The sequence below is a fragment of the Streptomyces griseorubiginosus genome (genome assembly GCF_017614965.1).
GTDB classification, from domain to species: Bacteria; Actinomycetota; Actinomycetes; order Streptomycetales; family Streptomycetaceae; genus Streptomyces; species Streptomyces griseorubiginosus_B.
The window spans coordinates 1-20,456 of sequence record NZ_WVUG01000084.1 but is presented as its reverse complement, the minus strand read 5'-3'; the positions used below and the strand labels follow the sequence as shown (position 1 = coordinate 20,456).

At 71.3% G+C, this 20,456-nt stretch carries 18 protein-coding genes; 13 read left to right on the top strand and 5 right to left on the bottom strand.

From position 1 onward, the window contains the following. Positions 1–139 precede the first annotated feature (139 nt). The 8 genes from GRC12_RS17920 (at position 140) to GRC12_RS17885 (ending at position 10,073) form a co-directional block, all read left to right on the top strand. The gene (locus GRC12_RS17920) at positions 140–517 is read left to right on the top strand and encodes a hypothetical protein (protein ID WP_208780307.1); all 378 of its coding nucleotides are present in this window, start codon (positions 140–142) and stop codon (positions 515–517) included. Positions 518–685: 168 nt separating this feature from the next. Beyond that, on the top strand, positions 686–4,549 hold the full coding sequence (locus GRC12_RS17915; RefSeq protein WP_280117488.1) for an nSTAND1 domain-containing NTPase: 3,864 nt from the start codon (positions 686–688) through the stop codon (positions 4,547–4,549). Positions 4,550–4,715: 166 nt separating this feature from the next. Further along, the gene (locus GRC12_RS17910; RefSeq protein WP_208780306.1) at positions 4,716–5,570 is read left to right on the top strand and encodes an NlpC/P60 family protein; all 855 of its coding nucleotides are present in this window, start codon (positions 4,716–4,718) and stop codon (positions 5,568–5,570) included. Between the two features lie 299 nt (positions 5,571–5,869). Next, on the top strand, positions 5,870–7,858 hold the full coding sequence (locus tag GRC12_RS17905) for a galactose-binding domain-containing protein (RefSeq protein WP_244373102.1): 1,989 nt from the start codon (positions 5,870–5,872) through the stop codon (positions 7,856–7,858). A 15-nt stretch (positions 7,859–7,873) separates the two neighbouring features. Continuing rightward, positions 7,874–8,470, top strand: coding sequence for a TetR/AcrR family transcriptional regulator (locus GRC12_RS17900; RefSeq protein ID WP_208780304.1), 597 nt, complete (start codon positions 7,874–7,876; stop codon positions 8,468–8,470). A 70-nt stretch (positions 8,471–8,540) separates the two neighbouring features. Continuing rightward, entirely contained in the window at positions 8,541–8,903 is a 363-nt protein-coding gene (locus GRC12_RS17895; RefSeq protein ID WP_208780303.1) for an ArsR/SmtB family transcription factor, read from the top strand. After that, positions 8,887–9,408 (top strand): SRPBCC family protein, encoded by a 522-nt coding sequence (locus tag GRC12_RS17890; RefSeq protein WP_208780302.1) that lies wholly within the window; start codon positions 8,887–8,889, stop codon positions 9,406–9,408. The genes GRC12_RS17895 and GRC12_RS17890 overlap by 17 nt, the downstream gene beginning before the upstream one ends. After that, positions 9,408–10,073 (top strand): dihydrofolate reductase family protein, encoded by a 666-nt coding sequence (locus tag GRC12_RS17885; RefSeq protein ID WP_208780301.1) that lies wholly within the window; start codon positions 9,408–9,410, stop codon positions 10,071–10,073. The genes GRC12_RS17890 and GRC12_RS17885 overlap by 1 nt, the downstream gene beginning before the upstream one ends. Positions 10,074–10,079: 6 nt before the next feature. Here the strand turns inward: GRC12_RS17885 and GRC12_RS17880 are convergent, their stop codons facing one another. Continuing rightward, positions 10,080–11,270, bottom strand: coding sequence for a CdaR family transcriptional regulator (locus tag GRC12_RS17880; protein ID WP_208780300.1), 1,191 nt, complete (start codon positions 11,268–11,270; stop codon positions 10,080–10,082). A gap of 202 nt (positions 11,271–11,472) precedes the next feature. On the opposite strand from GRC12_RS17880, the gene GRC12_RS17875 reads away from it, so the two are divergent. The 5 genes from GRC12_RS17875 to GRC12_RS17855 all read left to right on the top strand — a co-directional run bounded on the left by GRC12_RS17875 (position 11,473) and on the right by GRC12_RS17855 (position 15,798). After that, on the top strand, positions 11,473–12,405 hold the full coding sequence (locus tag GRC12_RS17875; protein WP_208780299.1) for a substrate-binding periplasmic protein: 933 nt from the start codon (positions 11,473–11,475) through the stop codon (positions 12,403–12,405). A 10-nt stretch (positions 12,406–12,415) separates the two neighbouring features. Continuing rightward, entirely contained in the window at positions 12,416–13,183 is a 768-nt protein-coding gene (locus GRC12_RS17870; RefSeq protein ID WP_208780298.1) for an amino acid ABC transporter permease, read from the top strand. Continuing rightward, positions 13,180–13,974: an amino acid ABC transporter ATP-binding protein gene (locus GRC12_RS17865; RefSeq protein ID WP_244373094.1), complete on the top strand. Its 795-nt coding sequence runs from the start codon at positions 13,180–13,182 to the stop codon at positions 13,972–13,974. The genes GRC12_RS17870 and GRC12_RS17865 overlap by 4 nt, the downstream gene beginning before the upstream one ends. Continuing rightward, complete coding sequence (locus GRC12_RS17860) at positions 13,971–15,251, top strand: NAD(P)/FAD-dependent oxidoreductase (protein WP_208780317.1); 1,281 nt, start codon at positions 13,971–13,973, stop codon at positions 15,249–15,251. Before GRC12_RS17865 ends, GRC12_RS17860 begins: the two co-directional genes overlap by 4 nt. A 61-nt stretch (positions 15,252–15,312) precedes the next feature. Next, complete coding sequence (locus tag GRC12_RS17855; protein WP_244373091.1) at positions 15,313–15,798, top strand: hypothetical protein; 486 nt, start codon at positions 15,313–15,315, stop codon at positions 15,796–15,798. Here GRC12_RS17855 and GRC12_RS17850 read toward each other — a convergent pair. From GRC12_RS17850 to GRC12_RS17835, 4 genes are all read right to left on the bottom strand, one after another. Then, positions 15,764–18,046, bottom strand: coding sequence for a glycosyl hydrolase family 95 catalytic domain-containing protein (locus GRC12_RS17850; RefSeq protein WP_208780297.1), 2,283 nt, complete (start codon positions 18,044–18,046; stop codon positions 15,764–15,766). The two genes, GRC12_RS17855 and GRC12_RS17850, sit on opposite strands and share 35 nt — an antisense overlap. Positions 18,047–18,243: 197 nt before the next feature. Further along, the gene (locus tag GRC12_RS17845; protein ID WP_208780296.1) at positions 18,244–19,050 is read right to left on the bottom strand and encodes an SAM-dependent methyltransferase; all 807 of its coding nucleotides are present in this window, start codon (positions 19,048–19,050) and stop codon (positions 18,244–18,246) included. Between the two features lie 33 nt (positions 19,051–19,083). Further along, a complete protein-coding gene (locus GRC12_RS17840) occupies positions 19,084–19,344 on the bottom strand; it encodes a DUF397 domain-containing protein (RefSeq protein ID WP_133045104.1) in 261 nt (86 codons plus the stop codon). Further along, positions 19,341–20,219 carry a helix-turn-helix domain-containing protein gene (locus GRC12_RS17835; RefSeq protein WP_208780295.1) on the bottom strand — a complete coding sequence of 293 codons (879 nt, stop codon included), beginning with the start codon at positions 20,217–20,219 and terminating at the stop codon, positions 19,341–19,343. The genes GRC12_RS17840 and GRC12_RS17835 overlap by 4 nt, the downstream gene beginning before the upstream one ends. Positions 20,220–20,456 lie beyond the last annotated feature (237 nt).

The following is a 20,456-nucleotide window of genomic DNA, read 5'->3' as shown; positions in this document are numbered from 1 at the left end:
CAGCTCACACAGGGTTTCCCGGTCGACCCGCCGACGGGCAACAGGAAACCCGTCGATCCCGGCAGCCTCCCGGGACAGGCTGATCCCGTCAGCTCGAAGCACGGCCTGCGAGGACGCAGGAGACCCGCTAGGGGGAAACATGCGCAAGATGATGAGCGCCGCCGCCGCGTTCGCGACCGCGGCCACGGCAGTGGTGGCGATGAGCGGCGCCGCCCAGGCCGCGCCCGCCGGCGACACGGCGCTCTGGGGCTGCCCGTCGGGGGCGGTGTGCATCTACGGCGAGGGCGTGAACCCGGTCCTCAACCCGCACCCGACGAACGTGTACTACAGCTACGGCGCCCACAACCTGAGCAACCAGTTCGGTTACCACGTGGTCCTCAACAACCAGTACGGCGGCGCGTCCGCGAGCCTGTGCAAGAACTACGGCGGTTCCAACTGCGTCTTGGACATCCCGCAGGACTACTACGTCAACTACTACCTCACGCCCATCAACTCCATCACCCTCAACCGCCCGTAACGCGCCTTCCGCCACGGGGGAGCGACCGCCGGGACCGGCCCCACACCGGTCCCGGCGGTCTCGTTCTCGCCACTCCGGGTGAAAGGCTTGGCTCCCTGTCCGACCCCCGCAGTAACCTGGGCATCCGCCGTCTCACGATCCGGGCAGGCCAGTGCCAGGGGGGACGCCTTGGGGGAGCAGGAACACGTACACGCGGGCGTCGACCGGACCGACCAGCCGGAAAGCCCCGCACAGGCCACACCGTCCTTTCCGGCGCAGCTGAGACGGCTGCGCCGGGAGCGCGGGATGTCGCTGGCCGACCTCGCACGCCGGACGCACTACAGCAAGGGCTATCTCAGCAAGATCGAGACCGGCGTCAAGCCGGTGACCGTCGATGTCGCCCGTCAGTGCGACCACATCCTGGGCGCCGGGGGCGAGTTGCTCCGGCTGGTGCGGGACGCCGCCCCGGCCGAGCGCGGCGGAGGGCCGGTCGCAGACTCCGGCGCGCCCGCCTGCCCCTACCGCGGCCTCGCGCCCTTCACCCCGCAGGAAGCGGCCTGGTTCTTCGGCCGGGAGCGGGCCACGGCCGCCCTGGTCGAGCGGGTCTTCCAACGCGTCGGCGCCGGGCCGCTGTTGCTGGTCGCCCCGTCCGGCGCCGGCAAGTCCTCCCTGCTCAACGCCGGTCTCGTCCCGGCACTGCGACGCCCCGGCGGCTTCCCCATGCCCGGCGCCGACCGCTGGCCCGTGGTCGCCCTCACGCCCACCGCTCATCCGCTGGACGAACTCCTCGAACGAACCGCGAAGGTCCTCGGCAGCGATCTCGCCCTCACCGCGGCCGAGTTGGCCGAGCGCCCCGAAACGCTGCTGGACGTCGTCCGCGCCCGCACGGAGGGCGCCCCGCCGGGCCCGGACGGCCGCCGCCCGCCACCGGTGCGGCCGGTGCTGCTCGTCGACCAGTTCGAGGAGCTGTTCACCCTCTGCTCCGACGAGGACGAGAGACGGACGTTCGTACGGGTCCTGCACGCGTTGTCCACCGGCCCGGACCCGGCGGTCGTCGTGTTCGGCGTCCGCGCCGACTTCTCCGGACGCTGTCTCGAACTGCCCGGACTCGCGCCCCTGTTCAGCGACGGACTGTTCGTCCTTCCCCCGATGTCCGTCGCGGAACTGCGGGAGTCCATCACCCGCCCCGCCGAACTCGCCGGCGTCACCCTGGAACCCGGTCTGGTCCCCCTCGTCCTGCGCGACGCCGGCCTGCGCGACGAACCGGCCGGCGCGAGCCGTACCACCGCCTGCGACGACACCCCGTCCGGCGCGCTGCCCCTCATCTCGCACGCCCTCCTCGCCACCTGGCAGCAGCGCGAGGGCACCACCCTCACCGTGGCCGGCTACGAGCGCACCGGCGGCATCCAGGGCGCCATCGCCCGCACCGCCGAGACCGTGTTCGCCCAGCTGTACCCGGCCGAGCAGAAGTCCATCCGGCGTGTCCTGTCCCGTCTCGTCCACGTGGCCGACGACGGGACCGTCGCGACCCGGCGCCGCACCGGCCGCGGCGCCCTCATGGAACAACTCGGCGACGCGGACGCCGCCTCCACCGCCCTCGACGCGTTCGTCCGGGCCCGGTTGGTCACCGTGGACCGGAACACCGTCGAGATCACGCACGAGGCCCTGCTGCACGCCTGGCCCCGGTTGCGCGACTGGATCCACGCCGACCGGGCCGGGCTGCTCATCCACCAGCAACTCGCCCACGCCGCCGCCGAATGGGAGCGGGAGGAGCGCGACCCGTCCGCCCTCTACCGCGGCACCCGCCTCGACACCGTCCGCTCCTGGGCCGACGAACTCGACGGCCGCAGCCGTCTCGGCCCGAGCGAAGAGGCCTTCGTGCTGGCCAGTCAGGCGGAGGAGGACGCCCGCCACGCCCTGGCGAGGCGTCAGACACGGCTGCGACAGGTCCTGTTCGTCGTCCTCGCCGTCCTGCTCGGCCTCGCCGTGACCGCCGGCGGCCTCGCCTACCAGCAGCGCTCGGCCGCCCTCGCCCAGGAGCGCGTCGCCCGCTCCCAGGCCCTCGCCGTGCAGTCCACCTCCCTGGCCGGCGGCCAGCCCGAGGCCTCCATGCTGCTCGCCGAGGAGGCCTACCGCGCCGACCCCACGCCCGAGGCGCGCGGGGCCCTGCTGAGCACGCAGGCGCAGGCGTTCTCCGCCCGTCTCGTCGGCCACCACGGGCCCGTCAACGCGGTCGCCTTCGCCCCCGACGGCCGGCTGCTGGCGACGGCGGGCGCGTACGGCACCGTCCAGCTGCGCCGGGCCGGCGACCACCGGACCACCGCCACCTTCGCCGTTCCCGGGCGGGTGCGTTCCGTCGCCTTCAGCCCAGACGGGCGCACGCTCGCCGCGACCTCCACGGACGGCCCGGTACGGATCTGGGGCACCGCCGACCACCGGCTGCGGACCGTGCTGCCCGCGGCCACCCAGGGGGCCCACGCGCTCGCCTACGACCCCCGCGGCCGTACCCTCGCCGTCGCCGCCGACGACGGAACGGTCCAGCTGTGGAACACCGGCGCCGGACACCCCACAGAGGTGCGGCTCGTCGGGCACACCGGCCGCGTCAACACGCTCGCCTACGCCCCGGACGGGCGGACCCTGGTCTCGGGCGGCTCCGACCGGACCGTACGGCTGTGGGACACCGACCGGGGCCGCCCGATGGCCGTGCTCAGGGGGCACACCGACGAAGTGCTCGGGGTGGCGTTCGCCCCGGACGGGCGCAGTGTGGCCTCCGGGGGCGTCGACCGGACCGTACGGCTGTGGGACGTGGCCGCGCACCGGGCCACGGCGGTGCTCACCGGACACAGCGACGACGTCAACGCGGTCGCCTACACCCCGGACGGCACCACGGTCGTCAGCGCCGGCGGCGACGGCACGACCCGTCTGTGGGACGTGCGCAGCGGCCGTCCGGCGGCGATCCTCGCGGGCCACACCGACTACGTGATGTCCGTCGCCGTGAACGCGACCGGCACGACGTTGGCCACCGGAGGGTTCGACCAGTCCGTGGTGCTGTGGGACCTGCGCGGCCCGGTGCTGACGGCGCGTCCGTTCACCGAGGTCTCGCAGGCCGCGTACAGCCCGGACGGGAAACTCCTCGCCACCGCCGACGCGGACCACACCCTTCGCCTGTGGGACGTGGCACGGCACCGGGTCGTGACGAGGTTCACGAGTCACCGCGAGAGCGTGTTCTCGGTGGCGTTCGCGCCGGACGGCCGCACCCTCGCGTCGGCGGGCTCGGACGGCACGGTCCGGCTGTGGGACATCCCGTCGCACCGCACGCTCGCGACCCTCACCGGCCACGCCGGCGATGTGTTCTCGGTGGCGTTCGCACCGGACGGCCGCACCCTCGCCTCCGCGGGCGCCGACCGCACGGTCCGCCTGTGGGACGTCGCGACCCACCGTCAACTCGCCGTCCTGACCGGTCACACGGACTACGCCAACGATGTCGCGTTCAGTCCGGACGGCCGCACCCTGGCCAGCGCGAGCGACGATCTGACGGTCCGGCTGTGGGACACGGCCACCGGCCGGCCGCTCGCCACCCTGACCGGCCACACCGGCGCCGTACGGGGCGTGGCCTTCAGCCCCGACGGCTCGACCCTCGCGAGCGGCGGCAACGACGGCACGGTCCGGCTGTGGGACGTCCGCCACCGCCGCCCGGAGGCCGCCCTGACCGGCCACACCGGATCGGTGCGCGGCATCGCCTTCTCACCGGACGGCCGACTCCTCGCGAGCAGCGGCAGCGACCGTACGGTACGGCTCTGGGACGTGCCGGGACGGCGGCCCTGGGCCACGCTCACCGGGCACACGAACGCGGTGTGGGGCGTCACGTTCGCCCCGGGCGGGCGGACCGTGGCCAGCAGCAGCAACGACGGGACCGTACGCCTGTGGGATCTCGACCTCGGCGCGCGACTCGCCCGGATCTGCCGACTGCGCAGGGCGATGGGTCCGCAGGAGCGCAAGGCGCTGATGCCTGGACTGCCCGTGTCCAACGCTCCCGCGTGCGCGCGGGCTTGAGGCGCCCGGCCGAACTCCGCTGGTGCATCGGGGTTTCCCAAGGGTTTCCCGTTGCCCTTGGCAGGGGGGTGCTGCCGGGTGCTCGACCGGCCGGGGCCCGGTCGGCAGGCTGAGTCACGACCATCCACGCATCACGGAAAACATCACAGAAAACGGGGGTCCCGGCATGCTCCGGCGGACCGGAATCGTCACCACACTCATCGGGCTGACGGCCCTTCTCCTCTGGGCGCCCGCGGCCGTCGCCGCGACGCCCGCCGCCCCGGCGGCGAGCGGCTGCGGGGTCCTCGCGTCCGGCGGCTCGGCGGCCGCCGAGCGCGCGATCGCCGCCGCCTGTGCCCAGGTCGACGCGGGCACCTGGTACACCTGGGGCGGCGGCCACGGCGCCCGGCCCGGCGCCACCTACGGCCAGGTCGACCCCACCGACCCGGCCAGCCGGCACGACCCCGAGCGGCTCGGCTTCGACTGCTCGGGCCTGGTCCGGTACGCCTACGCGCAGTCCGCCGGCTCCGACATCCTGGACGGCGACGCCGGCCGGCAGTACTACACGGTCCGCGCCGCCGCCCGCTTCACCGCGGCCCAGGGCATCGCGCCGCTGGTCCCCGGTGATCTGCTGGCCTACGGGCCCTCGGCCGACCTCCACCACATCGCGATCTACCTCGGCGCGGGCAAGATGGTCGAGGCGAGGCAGTCCGGCACGCATCTGATGGTCAGTGACGTCCGCCTGGGCGGCGACTACTTCGGGGCGGTCCGCGTCAACACCGGGGCGGTCACCGGGCATGTCTTCGAGACCTGGGGCACAGGCGTCTGGACGAAGACGGCGCCCTCCGTCGGCGCGGACCGTGTCTACGCCTTCCCGGACTCCACCACCATCCGCGTCGAGTGCCAGAAGCACGCGGAGGTCGTCACCTCCGACGGTTACACCAACGACGCCTGGGCCTACCTGCCCGACTACAAGGCGTGGATGACGAACATCTACATCAAGGGCCCGGCCTGGCTGGACGGCGTGCCCACCTGCTCCTGAGAACTCCCGCACCGGGCTCCCCCACTCGCCGCGATCCGCCGGCGGGTGGGGGAGCCGGCCGTACGTGCCCCCGCCGGTCGGACGTCACCCGCCATCAGGTCAAGCGTCCCGGACCCTTGACTCGGAACGCGGCCGTCGCGATCCTCGTCGCATATCTTGTGCCGGTCATGACAAACCCAAGGGTTCGTCAACCGGGCCATCCCGCCGACCGAGGGACGTGGGCCGTGACGCCGACTCCACGCACGTACCGCCGCCGCAGGAACGTCACCCTGGTGTCGCTGCTCCTGCTGGTACTGACCATGGCGCTCGGGCCGACGCCGAGTTCGGCGGCCGGCGACGAGTGGTGGATCCCCACCGCCCGCCCGACGCCGGACTCCCGGATCGACGTCACCGGCGAGCCCTTCACGGGCACCGACTCGGCAGGTGAGGTACGGGGGTTCGTCGACGCGCACGACCACCTCTTCTCCAACGAGGCCTTCGGCGGGCGGCTGATCTGCGGCAAGGTCTTCTCCGAGGCGGGCGTCGCCGACGCTCTCAAGGACTGTCCCGAGCACTACCCCGACGGCACGCTCGCGGTCTTCGACTACATCACCCACGGCGGCGACGGCCGGCACGACCCGGTCGGCTGGCCCACCTTCAAGGACTGGCCCGCCTACGACTCGATGACCCACCAGGCCAACTACTACGCCTGGGTCGAGCGGGCCTGGCGCGGCGGGCAGCGGATCCTCGTCAACGACCTCGTCACCAACGGGGTGATCTGCTCGGTGTACTTCTTCAAGGACCGCGGCTGCGACGAGATGACCTCGATCCGGCTCCAGGCGAAGCTGACGTACGAACTCCAGGCGTACATCGACAAGATGTACGGCGGCACCGGCAAGGGCTGGTTCCGGATCGTCACCGACAGCGCGCAGGCAAGGCAGGTCATCGAGCAGGGGAAGCTGGCCGTCGTCCTGGGGGTGGAGACGTCGGAACCCTTCGGCTGCAAGCAGATCCTGGACATCCCGCAGTGCAGCAGGGCCGACATCGACAAGGGGCTCGACGAGCTGTACTCGCTGGGCGTGCGCTCGATGTTCCTGTGCCACAAGTTCGACAACGCGCTGTGCGGCGTCCGCTTCGACGAGGGCGGGCTCGGAACGGCCATCAACGTCGGGCAGTTCCTGTCGACAGGCACCTTCTGGAAGACGGAGAAGTGCACCGGACCGCAGCACGACAACCCCATCAACGGCGCGTCCCCCTCGGCCGCCGAGGAGGACCTCCCGGCCGGAGTGAGCGTCCCGTCGTACAGCGGTGACGCCCAGTGCAACACCCGCGGCCTCACCGACCTCGGCGAGTACGCCGTACGCGGCATGATGAAACGCAAGATGATGCTGGAGATCGACCACATGAGCGTCAAGGCCGTCGGCCGCGCGCTCGACATCTTCGAGGCCGGCTCCTACCCCGGAGTGCTCTCCTCGCACAGCTGGATGGACCTGAACTGGACCGAACGCGTCTACAGGCTCGGGGGTTTCGCCGCCCAGTACATGCACGGATCGCAGGACTTCGTGGCGGAGGCCGCCCGCACCAAGGCGCTGCGCGACAAGTACGGGGTCGGCTACGGCTACGGCACCGACTTCAACGGCGTCGGCTCGCATCCCGCCCCGCGCGGCGCCGACGCCCCGGACAAGGTGACGTACCCCTTCAGGAGCACCGACGGAGGCTCCGTCATCGACCGGCAGGTCACCGGCGAACGCACCTGGGACATCAACACCGACGGCGGCGCCCACGCCGGTCTGATCCCCGACTGGATCGAGGACATCCGCAAGGTCGGCGGCCAGAACGTCGTGAGCGACCTCTTCCGGGGCGCCGAGTCCTACCTCGACACCTGGGGCGCGACCGAGCGGCACCAGGCCTCGGCGAATCTCGCCGACGGGGCCTCCGCGACGGCCGGTTCGGCGGAGTGGAACCCCTTCACCAGCTACGCCCCGGACCGGGCCGTGGACGGCACCCGCGACACCCGCTGGGCCAGTGACTGGAGCGACGACCAGTGGCTGCGCATCGACCTGGGCTCGACCCACCGGGTGGGGCGGGTCACGCTCGACTGGGAGCGGGCCTACGGCAAGGCGTACCGCATCGACCTCTCCACCGACGGCACCGACTGGCAGACGGTGTGGTCCACTTCCTCCGGTGACGGCGGACTGGACACCGCCGTGTTCGCCGGGACACCGGCCCGCTACGTTCGCGTGCAGGGCCTCCAGCGGGGCACCGACTGGGGATACTCGCTGTACGAGGTCGGTGTTCACAGCGCCTGAGGCGGGAGTTCACGCATGGCACGGATGCCGTCGGCCGAGCGGCGCCGGCAGCTGACGGAGGCGGCGATCAGGGCGATGGCCCGGGACGGAGTCGCGAGGACGACGACCCGGTCCATCGCCGCCGAGGCCGGCGTGTCGCTGAGCGTCTTCCACTACTGCTTCGACTCCAAGCAGGCCCTGGTGGAGTCCGTCATCACCACGCTCACCGACCACTCGGTGAGCGTGGTGACGCAGGCACTGCGTCCCCGGGCCACCCTCGAGGACACCGTCCGGGCCGGCTTCCAGGCGTACTGGGACCATGTTCGCGCCCACCCCGACGAGCACATGCTCACCTACGAGCTCACCCAGTACGCCCTGCGCGAGCCGGGGTTCGAGCACCTGGCCCGCCGCCAGTACGAGCTGTACGGCATCGCCTACACCGACCTGATCGAACGCCTGAGCCAGGGCAGCGACCTCCGGCTCCGCGTCCCCGCCACCGCCCTGGCCCGCTACCTCGCCGCCATGACCGACGGCCTGACCCTCAACCACCTGGTTCTCGGAGACGATTCGGCGTGGGCGGACATCCTCGACACGGTGATCAGCCATGTCGCGGGACTGGTGCGAGCCGACTAGGGACCCCCTGCGGGGCACGGCCCGCCGGTCGCCGCGTTGACGCATGCCGATATGGGCATATGATGGCCTCATGGCACGAGCGGCGACGACCTCGGACGCGTTCAACGCGATAGCCGAACCGCAGCGGCGGGAGATCCTGGTACTGCTGCGGGGCGGCGAGCGGCCCGTGACCGCCCTGGCACGGGACCTGGGGATGACCCAGCCGCAGGCGTCCAAGCACCTGCGGGTCCTCCGGGAGGTCGGGCTCGTGCGGGTCCGCGGGATGGGCAGGCAGCGGCTGTACGGGCTGGACGCCCGCGGGCTGCGGCCGGTCCACGAGTGGGTGGGCGGATTCGAGCGGTTCTGGAACGAGAGCTTCGACCGGCTGGACGAGTACGTGCAGGAGTTGAAGCAGGCACGGCAGGAGGAACCCCACGATGACGACGACCAGTAGCGGCGGCGAGCCCGCACCCACGGCCGCGGACCGCGAGATCGTGATCTCCCGGGTGATCGACGCACCCCGGGAGCTGGTGTTCGAGGCGTTCACGCTGGTCCGGCACCTGTCGCGATGGTGGGGGCCGCAGGGCTTCACCACCACGACGCGGACCTTCGAGTTCCGCGTCGGCGGAGTCTGGGACTTCGTGATGCACGGGCCGGACGGAACCGACTACCAGGAGTGGATCACCTGGCGTGAGATCGTCGCGCCGGAGCGGATCGCACTGCTGCACGGCGAGTCCCGCGACGATCCGAACGCCTTCGAATCGGTCCTGACCTTCGCGCCCGCCGGTGAGCGGACCCGGATCGAGATGCGCACGGTCTTCCCCACCAGGGAACTGCGCGACGAGGCCGTGGAGAAGTACCACGCCATCGAGGGCGGCGAGCAGACCCTGAGCAACCTGGCGGCCTACGTCGCCGCACTCACCGGGAACGAGACGGCACCGAAGGGAGCGGAGGGCTGATGGCCGGAAAGGTGTTCTTCAGCGTGACGATGTCACTGGACGGCTTCATGGCGCCCGAGGCGGTGCCCGTCCAGTACGTGTTCTCGCCCGAAGGCCAGAACGACCCGAGGACCCGGCGCTGGCTGGCGAAGTGGTCGGAGCTGCAGGCGTGGCTGTTCCCGCAGCGGTGGTTCAGGGAGAACCTCAAACTCGGTGAGGGCGGCGAGGAGGGCGTCGACAACGACATCGCCCGGGCGACGTACGAGCGCACCGGTGCCAGCGTCATGGGCAAGCGCATGTTCGACGGCGGTGAGCTGGCCTGGCCGGAGGAGGCGCCGTTCCACACTCCGGTGTTCGTCGTCACCCACACCGGGCGTGACCCTTGGGAACGGCCGGGCGGTACGACCTTCCACTTCGTCAACGACGGCATCGACAGCGCCCTGCTCCAGGCCCGCGAGGCCGCCGGCGACCGGGACGTGCGCATCGCGGGGGGCGCCGAGACGATCCAGCAGTACCTGAACAGCGGCCTGATCGACGAGTTCTCGGTCACGCTGGCCCCGGTGCTGTTCGGCACCGGCATCCGCCTGTTCGACCACATGGACCCCGACCGTCTGGCCCTGCGGCAGACCCGCACGGACGCCTCGTCCCGGGTGACCCACCTGACGTACACCGTCGAGAAGCGGTAGCGTCCGTCAGCGGGTCTCCTCGCCGCCCGCCAACTGGTCCGCGAGACAGGCCAGATACAGGGCCATGGTGGTGCGGTGCTCCCGCAGCGGGCGGCCGGTGATCTGCTCGATCTTGTTCATGCGGTAGACGACCGTGTTGCGGTGGATGTGCAGGGCCGCCGAGGCCCGTACGAGGTTGAAGCCGCTCTCGCACCACGCGGTGATCGTGTCCCGCAGCGCCGGCCAGTCCGGCTGGGCACGCAGGTCGGCCGTGGTCAGGTCGAGCAGACGCCCGCGCGCGGGCTGGCCGACGGCGGCCAGCAGCTGGTGGACACGCAGGTCGCTGATGGCGTGGACGCGGGAGCCGTCCGCGAGCCGGGAACCCAGGCGCAGCGCGTCACAGGCGTCCTGGTAGGAGTCGTGCAGTCCGCCGACGGAGGCCGCGGGCTCGCCGATGCCGGCGCGGGCGGTCAGCCCGTCCTGGGCGGCGATCACATCGGTGACCCGGCGGCAGGCGGCCAGCAGGTCGGTCGCCGGGTTCCGGTCCGTGAGGCGGTGCAGCACACCGATCCATCCGGGAGTCGTGGAGGCCACGACGTCCTGCGGGTCGGCGAAGACCTCGCGGACCGTGCGCAGCAGTTCCGAGCGGATCAGCGCCATGTCCTGGGTCGGCCTGCGGTGCCGGCGGGCCGTCGTGCTCGGCACGCCCACCTCGATGGCCACCGCGACCCGTGGCAGGCGCAGGTCGAAGCCGAGTTCCGCGGCGCGGAACATCAGGAACTCGCCCTCGACGACCTGCGGATCGTACGAGGCGATGTCGGCCAGCAGCTTCTCCGCGGCCCGCTCGGCCAGCAGACGGGAGCGGAGCATCACCGACTCGCGCAGCAGGATCTCCGTCTGGCGCTTGACCAGCAGACCGAAGCGGCGCACCTGGGCAGGGGTCCCGGTGATGCCGACCGTGCCCACCGCCCGCCCGCCGGCGACCAGGGGCAGTGTGCAGCCGGGCCGCACCCCGCGCAGCCGCTGGGCCTCGGCGGCGCTGTGGGTGGCGGGTTCCTGGGTGCGTACGACCTCGACGGACGCCTCGTGGAAGGTGCCCACCCGGCTGGTGTCACCACTGCCGATGACCATGCCGTCCGAGTCGGTGATCAGCACGTTGAAGCCGATCACGGCGGAGGTGTCCGCGGCGATCTCCTGAGCGAGTGACGGGCTCAGCACGGTGTTCCTCCCGCCGACGGGCCGGTTCCGGTTTGGCCGCACCGTACAGGGGAGGGGGTGATTTCGGCCATAACCTCGTACGAAGTGACCGATGACGCGTGCCTGCGCGATCCCTAGCGTATGGCCCCAATCGGAACCCCGCCGAGGGCACAGCGCGGTGAACGGCGGGTCCCTTCAGCGCCCAGACGGAAGGCCCGAACCGATGATCCGTGCGCGTTCCCTCATATCCGCCCTCCTGACCGGGGCGTTGCTCTCGACGGTGGCCGCGTGCGGCTCCGGCGGTGGCGACGACCCGAAGAACGTCTCGGCGAAGACCGCCGCTCTCGGCACTCTCACGCCCGGGGTCATCAAGGTCGCCGTCGAGCCCTACGCCCCGTACACCACGGTCCGGGCCGGCAAGATCGTCGGCCTGGACGGCGACATCCTCACCGCCGTCGCCAAGAAGCTCGGTCTGCGGATCAAGCCGCAGGTCACCGATTTCGCCGGGATGCTGGCCGGGGTGCAGTCCCGCCGGGTGGACATCACCGTCGGCGGTGTCGCCTGGTCCGCCGAGCGGCAGAAGCAGGGCCTGTTCACCGACCCGCCCTACTACTCGCCCCCGGCGATGGCGGTGCGCGACGGCAAGACGTACAAGACGGTCGACGACCTCAAGGGCCTGAACCTGGGCACGGTCGAGGGCTACGTCTGGGTCAAGTCCATCCAGTCCGTGCCCGGAGCCAAGCTGCACGCCTACCCGGACGCCAACGGCGTCTTCGACGACCTCGGCGCCGGCCGCATCGACGTCGGCTTCCTCGACCCGCTGCTCATCATCGCGGCGCAGAAGCAGCGCCCCGACCTGAAGATCAGCACCGAGTACCTGACCCCGCCGACCGCCGCCGAGGTCAAGGCCAAGCCCGCCTACCAGTACTTCCAGCCCTACCAGACCGGCTTCTACCTCCCCAAGCAGGCGGGAAAGCTGGAGAAGGCGATCTCCGCGCAGATCGACGCCATGTACACCGACGGGGAGATGGCCAAGCTCGTGCAGAAGTACGGCGGTGACCCCGAGCAGTTCCTCAAGCCCGCCGCCGATGTCGCCACCGCACGCCGTGGCGTGGACCGGCCCGCGAACTGGACGCCGCCGTCCATCGGCAAGTGAGGGGATGACCATGTCCGGTCTCTTCCAGGTCCCCTGGTCCGACTACCGCCCCGACCTGCTCGACGCCCTCGGGCGGACCGTCTCCTACACAGTGGCCGGCTTCGCCGGCGCGGTGGTGCTCGGCCTGGTGGTGGCACTGCTGCGGCTCAGCAAGGTCTGGCCCGCCCGGGCCGTCGCCGCCGTCTACACCGAGGTGTTCAAGAACGTCCCGCTCCTGGCGATCATCTTCCTCACCTACTTCGGGCTCGCCTCGGCCGGAATCCGGCTGGACGTGTTCACGGCCGGCTGTCTCAGCCTGATCGTCTTTTACGCCGCCTACCTGTCCGAGATCTTCCGGTCCGCCATCAGCGGCGTGCACGAGGGGCAGACGGAGGCCGGCGAAGCGCTGGGTCTCGGCAGGGCGGGCATCTTCGCCCACATCGTGCTGCCGCAGGCGGTACGGCAGGCGCTGCCCGGCACCAACACCATGCTGGTCGACCTGCTGAAGTCCACGTCGCTGCTCGTCACCGTCTCCGCCGCCGAGCTGATGTCGGAGGGGCGGCTGATCACCTCGGAGACCTTTCGCGCGCTGGAGGTCTACCTGGTCATCTCCGCCGTCTACTTCGCCCTGTGCTACCCGCTGTCGCAGCTCCTGCTGCTGCTGGAGCGCAAGGTCCGTGCGGGCGTCCCGCTCTCCCCGCGGCGCCGGCGCCGGGTGCGGGCCGCGCGAGCGCTGCTCGCCGCCGACCTCGACAACGTCAACGACCGCGTCAGTGACCGGAAGGAGGCCGTCGTATGACCGAGCCCGTCGCCACGGCGAAGACCGTGGCCGCAGCCCGCGCCGAGGCGGTGGTCCGGATCGAGGGGCTGAGCAAGTCCTTCGACGGGCGTCTCGTCCTCGACGACGTGAGCCTGGAGGTCGACCGCGGCCGTATCGTCAGCGTCATCGGGCAGAGCGGTGGCGGCAAGACGACTCTGATGCGCTGCGTCAACCTGTTGGAACGGCCCGACCGGGGCACGGTCGAGGTGGCCGGCGAGGTGGTGCACAGCGGCGGGCGGACCGTCTGCCGGGATCTGCCCGCGCTGCGCCGTACCGTCGGCATGGTCTTCCAGAAGTTCAACCTCTTCCCGCATCTGACGGCCGTGGAGAACATCGTGCTGGCCCAGCGCAAGGCGGGCATCGCCGAGGCGGAGGCCCTGGAACGGGCCGTCACCCTGCTGCGCCGGGTCGGTGTCGCCCACCGCGGACTCGCCCGGCCCGACCAGCTCTCCGGCGGCGAACAGCAGCGCGTCGCCATCGCCCGGGCGCTCGCGCTCCGCCCCGAAGTGCTGCTCTTCGACGAACCGACGTCGTCCCTCGACCCGGAGTCCACCCGCGAGGTGCTCACCGTGATGCGTGAACTGGCGGCGGACGGGATGACGATGCTGCTGGTGACGCATGAACTGCCCTTCGCCCGTGAGGTGTCCGACCATGTCGTCTTCGTCGACGGCGGCCGGATCGTGGAGGCGGGCCGGCCCCAGGACGTCCTCGACCGTCCGGCCGAGCGCCGGACCCGGGAGTTCCTCGCCGCGTACGGGTCCGCGTCATGAGCGCTCCCCTGGTGGTGGTCGGCGGCGGGGTCGTGGGACTGTGCGCCGCGTACTACCTGGCCCGGGAGGGCGTGCCGGTCGAGGTCGTCGAGCGACGTGCCATCGGTTCCGGTGCCTCGCGCGGCAACGCCGGCTGGGTCTGCCTGAGCCATTCGACGCCGGTGCCCGCTCCGGGTGTCGTGCGGTACGCCCTGCGCTCCCTGGGCCGCCCGGACTCGCCCCTGTATGTGCGGCCGCTGCCCGATCCGGCGTTCGCGCGCTGGCTGTGGCGGTTCTGGCGCAGCAGCACACCGGCCGCCTTCCGGCGCGGTTACGCGGCGATCGCCGAGCTGAACCGCGACACCTTCGATCTCTTCGACGGCCTGCGCGCGGCGGGCGTGGGGACCACCCTGACCCGCCCGGGCATGGTGCACGCGTTCCTCTCACCGACCGAGGCCCGTCATCACCTCGCGCTCCAGCGGGAGATGGCCGACGGGCGCTATCCGCTGCCGGACGACGTCGTCACCGGAGAGGAGGCCCGGCTGCTGGACGACGCGCTGTCCCCGCAGGTGCGCGCGGCCTACCTGGTGGAGGGGGAGGGCGTGGTCGACCCCGAGGCCTTCGCGCGCGGGCTCGCCGAGGCGCTCGGCGCGCTGGGGGTCAAGGTGCACGAGAACACCGGGGTCACCGGGTTCCGTACGACGGCGGGGCGGGTCACCGCCGTGTCGACCACCACGGGCGAACTTCCCTGCTCCGGCGCAGTCATCGCGGCCGGCATGCGCTCGGCCGGTCTGCTCCGCGCCCTCGGCCGGCCCCTGCCGCTGCAGGCCGGCAAGGGCTACAGCTTCTCCGTCGACCTCGACCCGGCGCCTCGGCACACCCTCTACTTCGGCGAGCGCCGGGCCGTCGCCTCGCCCATCGGCGCGACCACGCGCATCGGCGGCACGATGGAGCTGAGCGGCAACAACAACCGGCTGGACTGGCGCCGTGTGGTCGCCGTCGCCCTCGCCAGCCGGCACTACCTCGGCAGGTGGTTCGACGACCCCGACGACCTGGTCGGCCAGATCCGCGACCCTTGGGTCGGCGGGCGGCCCTTCCTGCCCGACGGACTGCCCGTCGTCGACCAACTGCCGGGCTACGACAACGCCTTCGTCGCCACCGGCCACGGCATGCTCGGCATCACGCTCGGGCCGGTCACCGGCCACCGGCTGACCGAGTACATCCGTACCGGCCGCCGTCCGGAGGTCCTGACGCCGTTCCGCTTCGACCGGCCGATCACCGCACAGGGGTTGTCCTGACACCACGGCCGCCTGTCTGCCCCTGCTGACCGCTCCGGCCGCGCTGTCGACGGCGTGCGCGGTGCTGCGGGGAGCGGGGGAGGACCGACCGGCCACGGCAGGACGGTACGTCGCGCTGCTGCGGCGTCGGCTGCGCACCGGCGATCTGGCGGCCGGCGCGATCGCCCTCGCCGGCGCGGTGCTGTTCGCGGCCGACCTCGCGCTGGCCGGGGCGGGACTGCCGGGAGCGGCGCTCTTCGCGGCCGCGGCCGCCGTCATCGGGGCGACGGCCCTGGTGGTGGGGCTGAGGGCCTGCGGGCGTCCCGAGTCGCTCACCGACTGGCCGGCCGCCGTGCGAGAGGCCGCCCGGGACGCCGTGCGCGACCCGGGCGGCAGCGCCCTCGTGCTTGTCGCCGTGGCGACCGCCGTCCTGTGCGCCTGGATGCTGGTACCGCTCGCGTTCCTGGCACCGGGACCACTCGCGCCGGCGCTCACGGCGGTGGACGTACGGCTCGCCGGAAGGACGGACGGGGCTACGGCAGCCCCCACGCGGCCCCTGGCTCGGTGACGGCCACCGGGGCGACGGTGAGGTCGGGGCGGGGGCCGGTGTGCAGGAGGACCTCGCGGCCCTTGGGCAGGTCGACGGAGACCGTGCCGGGTGCCACGACACCGACCCGGGCGGCCCGCCCGTCGTCCAGCACGGCGGTCAGCCGCCCGTCGCCCAGCCCGTGCCGTATCACCAGTGGCTCGCCTGCCAGACTGCGCACCCGCACGAACCGGGTGACCCCTGCCTTGCGCACCGCGCTGACCAGGAACGCCCCCTGGGTGCGGAAGTCGTGCAGGGTGACGTCGGCCCAGGCGGACGGCACCGCCGGGAAGACCCGGATGACACCGCCCCAGCTCTGGCAGAGCATGTCGTGCAGGGACTGCGAGGCGGACAGCGGTGTTTCGATGACCGGACCGGCCTCCGTGTAATGGGTGTTGGCCCGGCACGGGTAGCGCGTGGTCGGATCGAAGAACTTCTTCAGGTACGACAGCGCGGTGTCGCCGTTCTCCATCATCGCGTACATCGACGCGGCACCGGTGTAGCTGTAGCCGCGGTGGGCGCCGGTGAGGGCGTGCCAGCGCACCACGGACTTCTCGATCAGCTCCCGCTGCTCCGGCTGGTCCCAGTTGACCAGGTAGAGCGGGTAGACCATCAGCAGGTGGGAGTAGTGGCGGTGGGACTGCGCGTACGGGGTCTCCGCGCCGATCATGAAGCCGTTGTCGTCGACCGGATGGGGTGTGAGTCTGGTGAGGATCTCCTGCCAGCGTGCCCGGAGCGGGTCGTCGATGCCCAGCCGTTCGGTGATCTCCAGCAGGGCGGTGCAGCCCCAACGGATCAGGGAGAGGTCGTAGTTGGTGTCCCTGGGCGGGACCACCGGGTACTCCGGCGAGAGCGTGGAGGGCAGATGCAGTCTGCCGTCGTCGCCGGGCTGGAGGAAGTGCCAGTAGTAGTTGACGGCTCTGCTGAGCAGGGGATGGATGGTGTCGCGCAGCAGACCCTCGTCCATGGTGTGCCGGTAGCTCAGCCAGGCGTTGTGCAACGCCCAGGTCAGGTCGCCCACTTCGGCGCCCGTTCCCGGCTGCCCCACCGCGCGTTCGGCGAACATGTCGGAGCTGCGCCCGATCCCGGCGCTGTCGGAGCGGTACGCGGCGGGAACGTTGGCGGCCAGCTGCTCCTGGTTCTGGCGCAACGTGCTGACGAGGGAGTCGAGTTCGAGGTGGTTGGAGCCGTGGATGAGCCAGTACTCCAGCTGGACGTTGAGGTTCCACCACACGGCCGGCCAGGGCGTGGGCTCCAGCCAGGGGCCGGAGGTGGCCATCACCGGGCCGCCCGCGCGGCTGGCGGAGGCGACCTTGTAGAGCTGGATCCAGTGGAAGCTCTGCAGTCGCTGGTCGGGGAACGACACGAAGCTCTTGCGGTGGAAGGCGTGCCACCAGCCGGTGTGCCGGGACCGCAACGCCGTGTACGAGGGGGCTCGTTGGATCTTCTTCAGTGACAGCTCACCGGCGCGGGTGTCCGAGGGATGGCTGTGGGCGACGGTGAGCAGGAGGGTGTCGCCGGTGCGGCGGTGGGCCGTAGCGGTCTGACCGCCGCCCACGAGAGCCTGGAGGACCTGTTCGACGTCGCCGGTGGTCCGTGTGGTCCAGGGCGGGTTGGGGACGTATCCGGCCGGGGGTGCCTCCTGGATCTTCCGGGGACTGACGGCCTCCTCGGGGTGGAAGGTCCAGCGGACCGCTTCGTCGCCGGTCGCCTTGACGCGGGCGGCCAGGACGCCGTCGTGGATCAGGGCGGCGAGCGTGAGCGTGCCCTTGTCCGTGGTGATCGTGCCGGTCAGTTCGGCGTCCCACAGGCTCAGCCGCCAGTCGACCGCCGTGATCGTGCCGACCGGATCCAGGGTCAGATGCCCCACGGGCAGCCTCGCCGTGCCCCATCCGCTGCCGAACTCCGGCCGGTGGTCCTGCACTTCGCCGTGCTGCACGGTGAAGCGGACGCCGCCCGTGTCCGGGTCCCGGTACACCATGCTGCCCAGCCGGCCGTCCCCGAGGAACGGGCCCTCGTACCAGAGTGTGGGCAGCCTGTGCCACAGCAGGTCCTGTCCGTGCAGGAAGCCGGCCCACGCTCCGTCCGAGTCCATCCGGTTGCGCAGTCTCCACGGGGCTGCCTTGCCGGAAGCCGCGTCCGGGGTCGCTGCCTCGGCCGCTCCGGGTAAGGCGACGGCGGCCGCCGTGCCGCCCAGGACGGAGCCGAGGACGGTTCTTCTCGAGGTCATTGTGGAGTGCCTCCTGGCCAGAGCATGCCAAGCAATCATCGGACCTATCGCTCGATGGAGCGTAGGCAGAGGCGTAGAAGGCGTCAATGAGTTCATCATGCTGAAGAGAGATCCGATGTAAGGTCCTGCGGACACAGCGAGGCCCTCCCGTCGGTGTCGTGCGGCCGACGGGAGGGCCTCGATGCGGCGGTGCGGTACTACGGCTTGATGCCCACCCCGGTCCACAGGCTGACCTCGGCGTCCGTGGCCGTCGGCTCGCTGTCCGGACGCCAGCGGTGGCCCACGGTGACACCCGGATCGAGCAGTTCGAGCCCGTCGAAGAAACGCGTGACCTCGTCCTTCGAGCGGAACTGCACCGGCGTGCCCGCCCCGTTGTAGATGTCCGTGACCTTCTGCCAGGTCTCCGGGTCGAAGTCGGGCGTGCAGTGGCTCAGAGCCAGCGCGCTGCCCGACGGAAGCGCCGCCAGCAGACGGCTCACGATGCCGTACGGGTCCTGGGCGTCCGTCACGAAGTGCATCAGCGCGTTGAGCGACAGGGCCACCGGCTGCCGCAGGTCCAGTATCTCGGCCAGCTCGGGTGCGTCGAGCAGCGCGTCCGGGTCGTTGACGTCGGCCTCGATGTACGTGGTGCGGCCCTCGGCCGTGCTGCGCATCAGCCGCTCGGCGTACTTCAGCACCAGCGGGTCGTTGTCGGCGTACACCACCCGGGCGTCGGGGACCACGGACTGGGCGACCTGGTGCAGGTTCGGCTCGGTGGGGACGCCGGTGCCGATGTCCAGCCACTGGCGGATGCCGTGCTCCCGGGCCAGCACGCGCGTGGCGCGGTGCATGAAGGCACGGTTCTCGCGGGCGCAGACGAAGATGCCGGGGTACGCCGCCGCGACCGTCTCGGCCGCCTGCTTGTCGATGTCGAAGTGGTCCTTGCCACCCAGGTAGTAGTCGTACATGCGGGCGGAGTGGGGCCGGCTGGTGTCGATGTCCCGCGCCGCGGGCGAGTTGGTCATCCTGAACCTTTCAGAGGGGGGTGCGAGGGAGAGTCAGCCAGTGGTGAGATGGTCGGCTAGGCCCCGTTTGACGCCCGCGACGAACGCGGCGATCTCCTCCGGGGTGTAGATCAGCGCGGGACCGGCCGGATCGGTCGACTGCCGTAGCGCCACGCGGCCGTCGGCGAGCTGCTTGGTCTCCACGCACTGGCCCCCGTTGGGACCGCTCCAGGGAGACTCCCAGCCGTGCTCGCCGAGGTCGGCGGCGGGCATGCCGTTGTAGACGTCGCAGGCACGGTCGTCGATCGTGGTCATGAGTACTCCTTGCGCATGCGGTTCAGGAGTGCCCTGCTGTGCGCGTCGGACGTCAGCAGGGACATGCGGCTGTGCGCCTCGAGATGGGCGACGACGTCGGAGCGCTGGTCCAGGTACATGGCACCGGAGAGGACCTCGGTGTAGACGATGTCCGGAAGCTCGCGCTCCTCGAAACGGAAGTACGTGAAGGGGGCGCACGCGCCGACATGGGCGCCCGCGGTGAACGGGACGACGTCGACACTGACGTGCTCCAGCTCCGAGACCTCCAGGAGCCGGTCGATCTGCTCCCGCATCACCTCGGGGCCGCCGACCACCCGGTGCAGCACGGCCTCCTCCATCACGACCCACAGCGTGGGCGCGTCCGGTCTCTCCAGCAGGCTCTGGCGGCGCAGCCTCAGATCCACGCGCCGGTCGAGCTCCTCGTCCCCTTCGTTGGGGAAGCCGCCGCTCAGCACCTCGCGCGCGTACCGACGGGTCTGCAGCAGGCCCGTCACATAGTGCGGCTCGTAGGTGCGCAGCGTCTTCGCGCCGGTCTCCAGGCTCACGTAGGCGCTGAACCAGGTGGGCAGGACGTCGCGGTACGTGTGCCACCAGCCGGGCTCGTTGGCCCGCTCGGCGTACTCCACGAACTCGTCGATCTCCTGCCGGTCCGCCCCGTAGGTTTCCAGCAGCTTCTCGACGTAGAGCGGTTTGAGGGCGACCTCCGCCTTCTCCAGACGGCGGATGGTCAGGGACGTGACCCGCAGGGCCCGCGCCGCGTCGTCCAGCGACACCCCCGCGTCCTGGCGCCGTTCCTGCAGCCGCCGGCCCAGGATCATGCGCAGAACGGTGGGCGCACTGTTGGTGCCCGCCGCGCTCGAACGGCCTTCGCTCACGCCCTACCTCCTGAAGGACAGTCACCGGTGCGAGTCTGACAGTCACTTGGTGAAGCGACCAGTCGGATACCGGCTTGTTGAAATTATCAGGCAGCCGGTTGCACGTTGAACTTGGATGCGAGCATAGTGACTTGTGTGATTCGTTTCGACGATCACACGGAATCCCCCGTCCCCGTCGGCCTGTTGCACGTCTCGGCTCGCCCGACCGCGCCCGCCCCAGGAAGGCCACCACCGTGT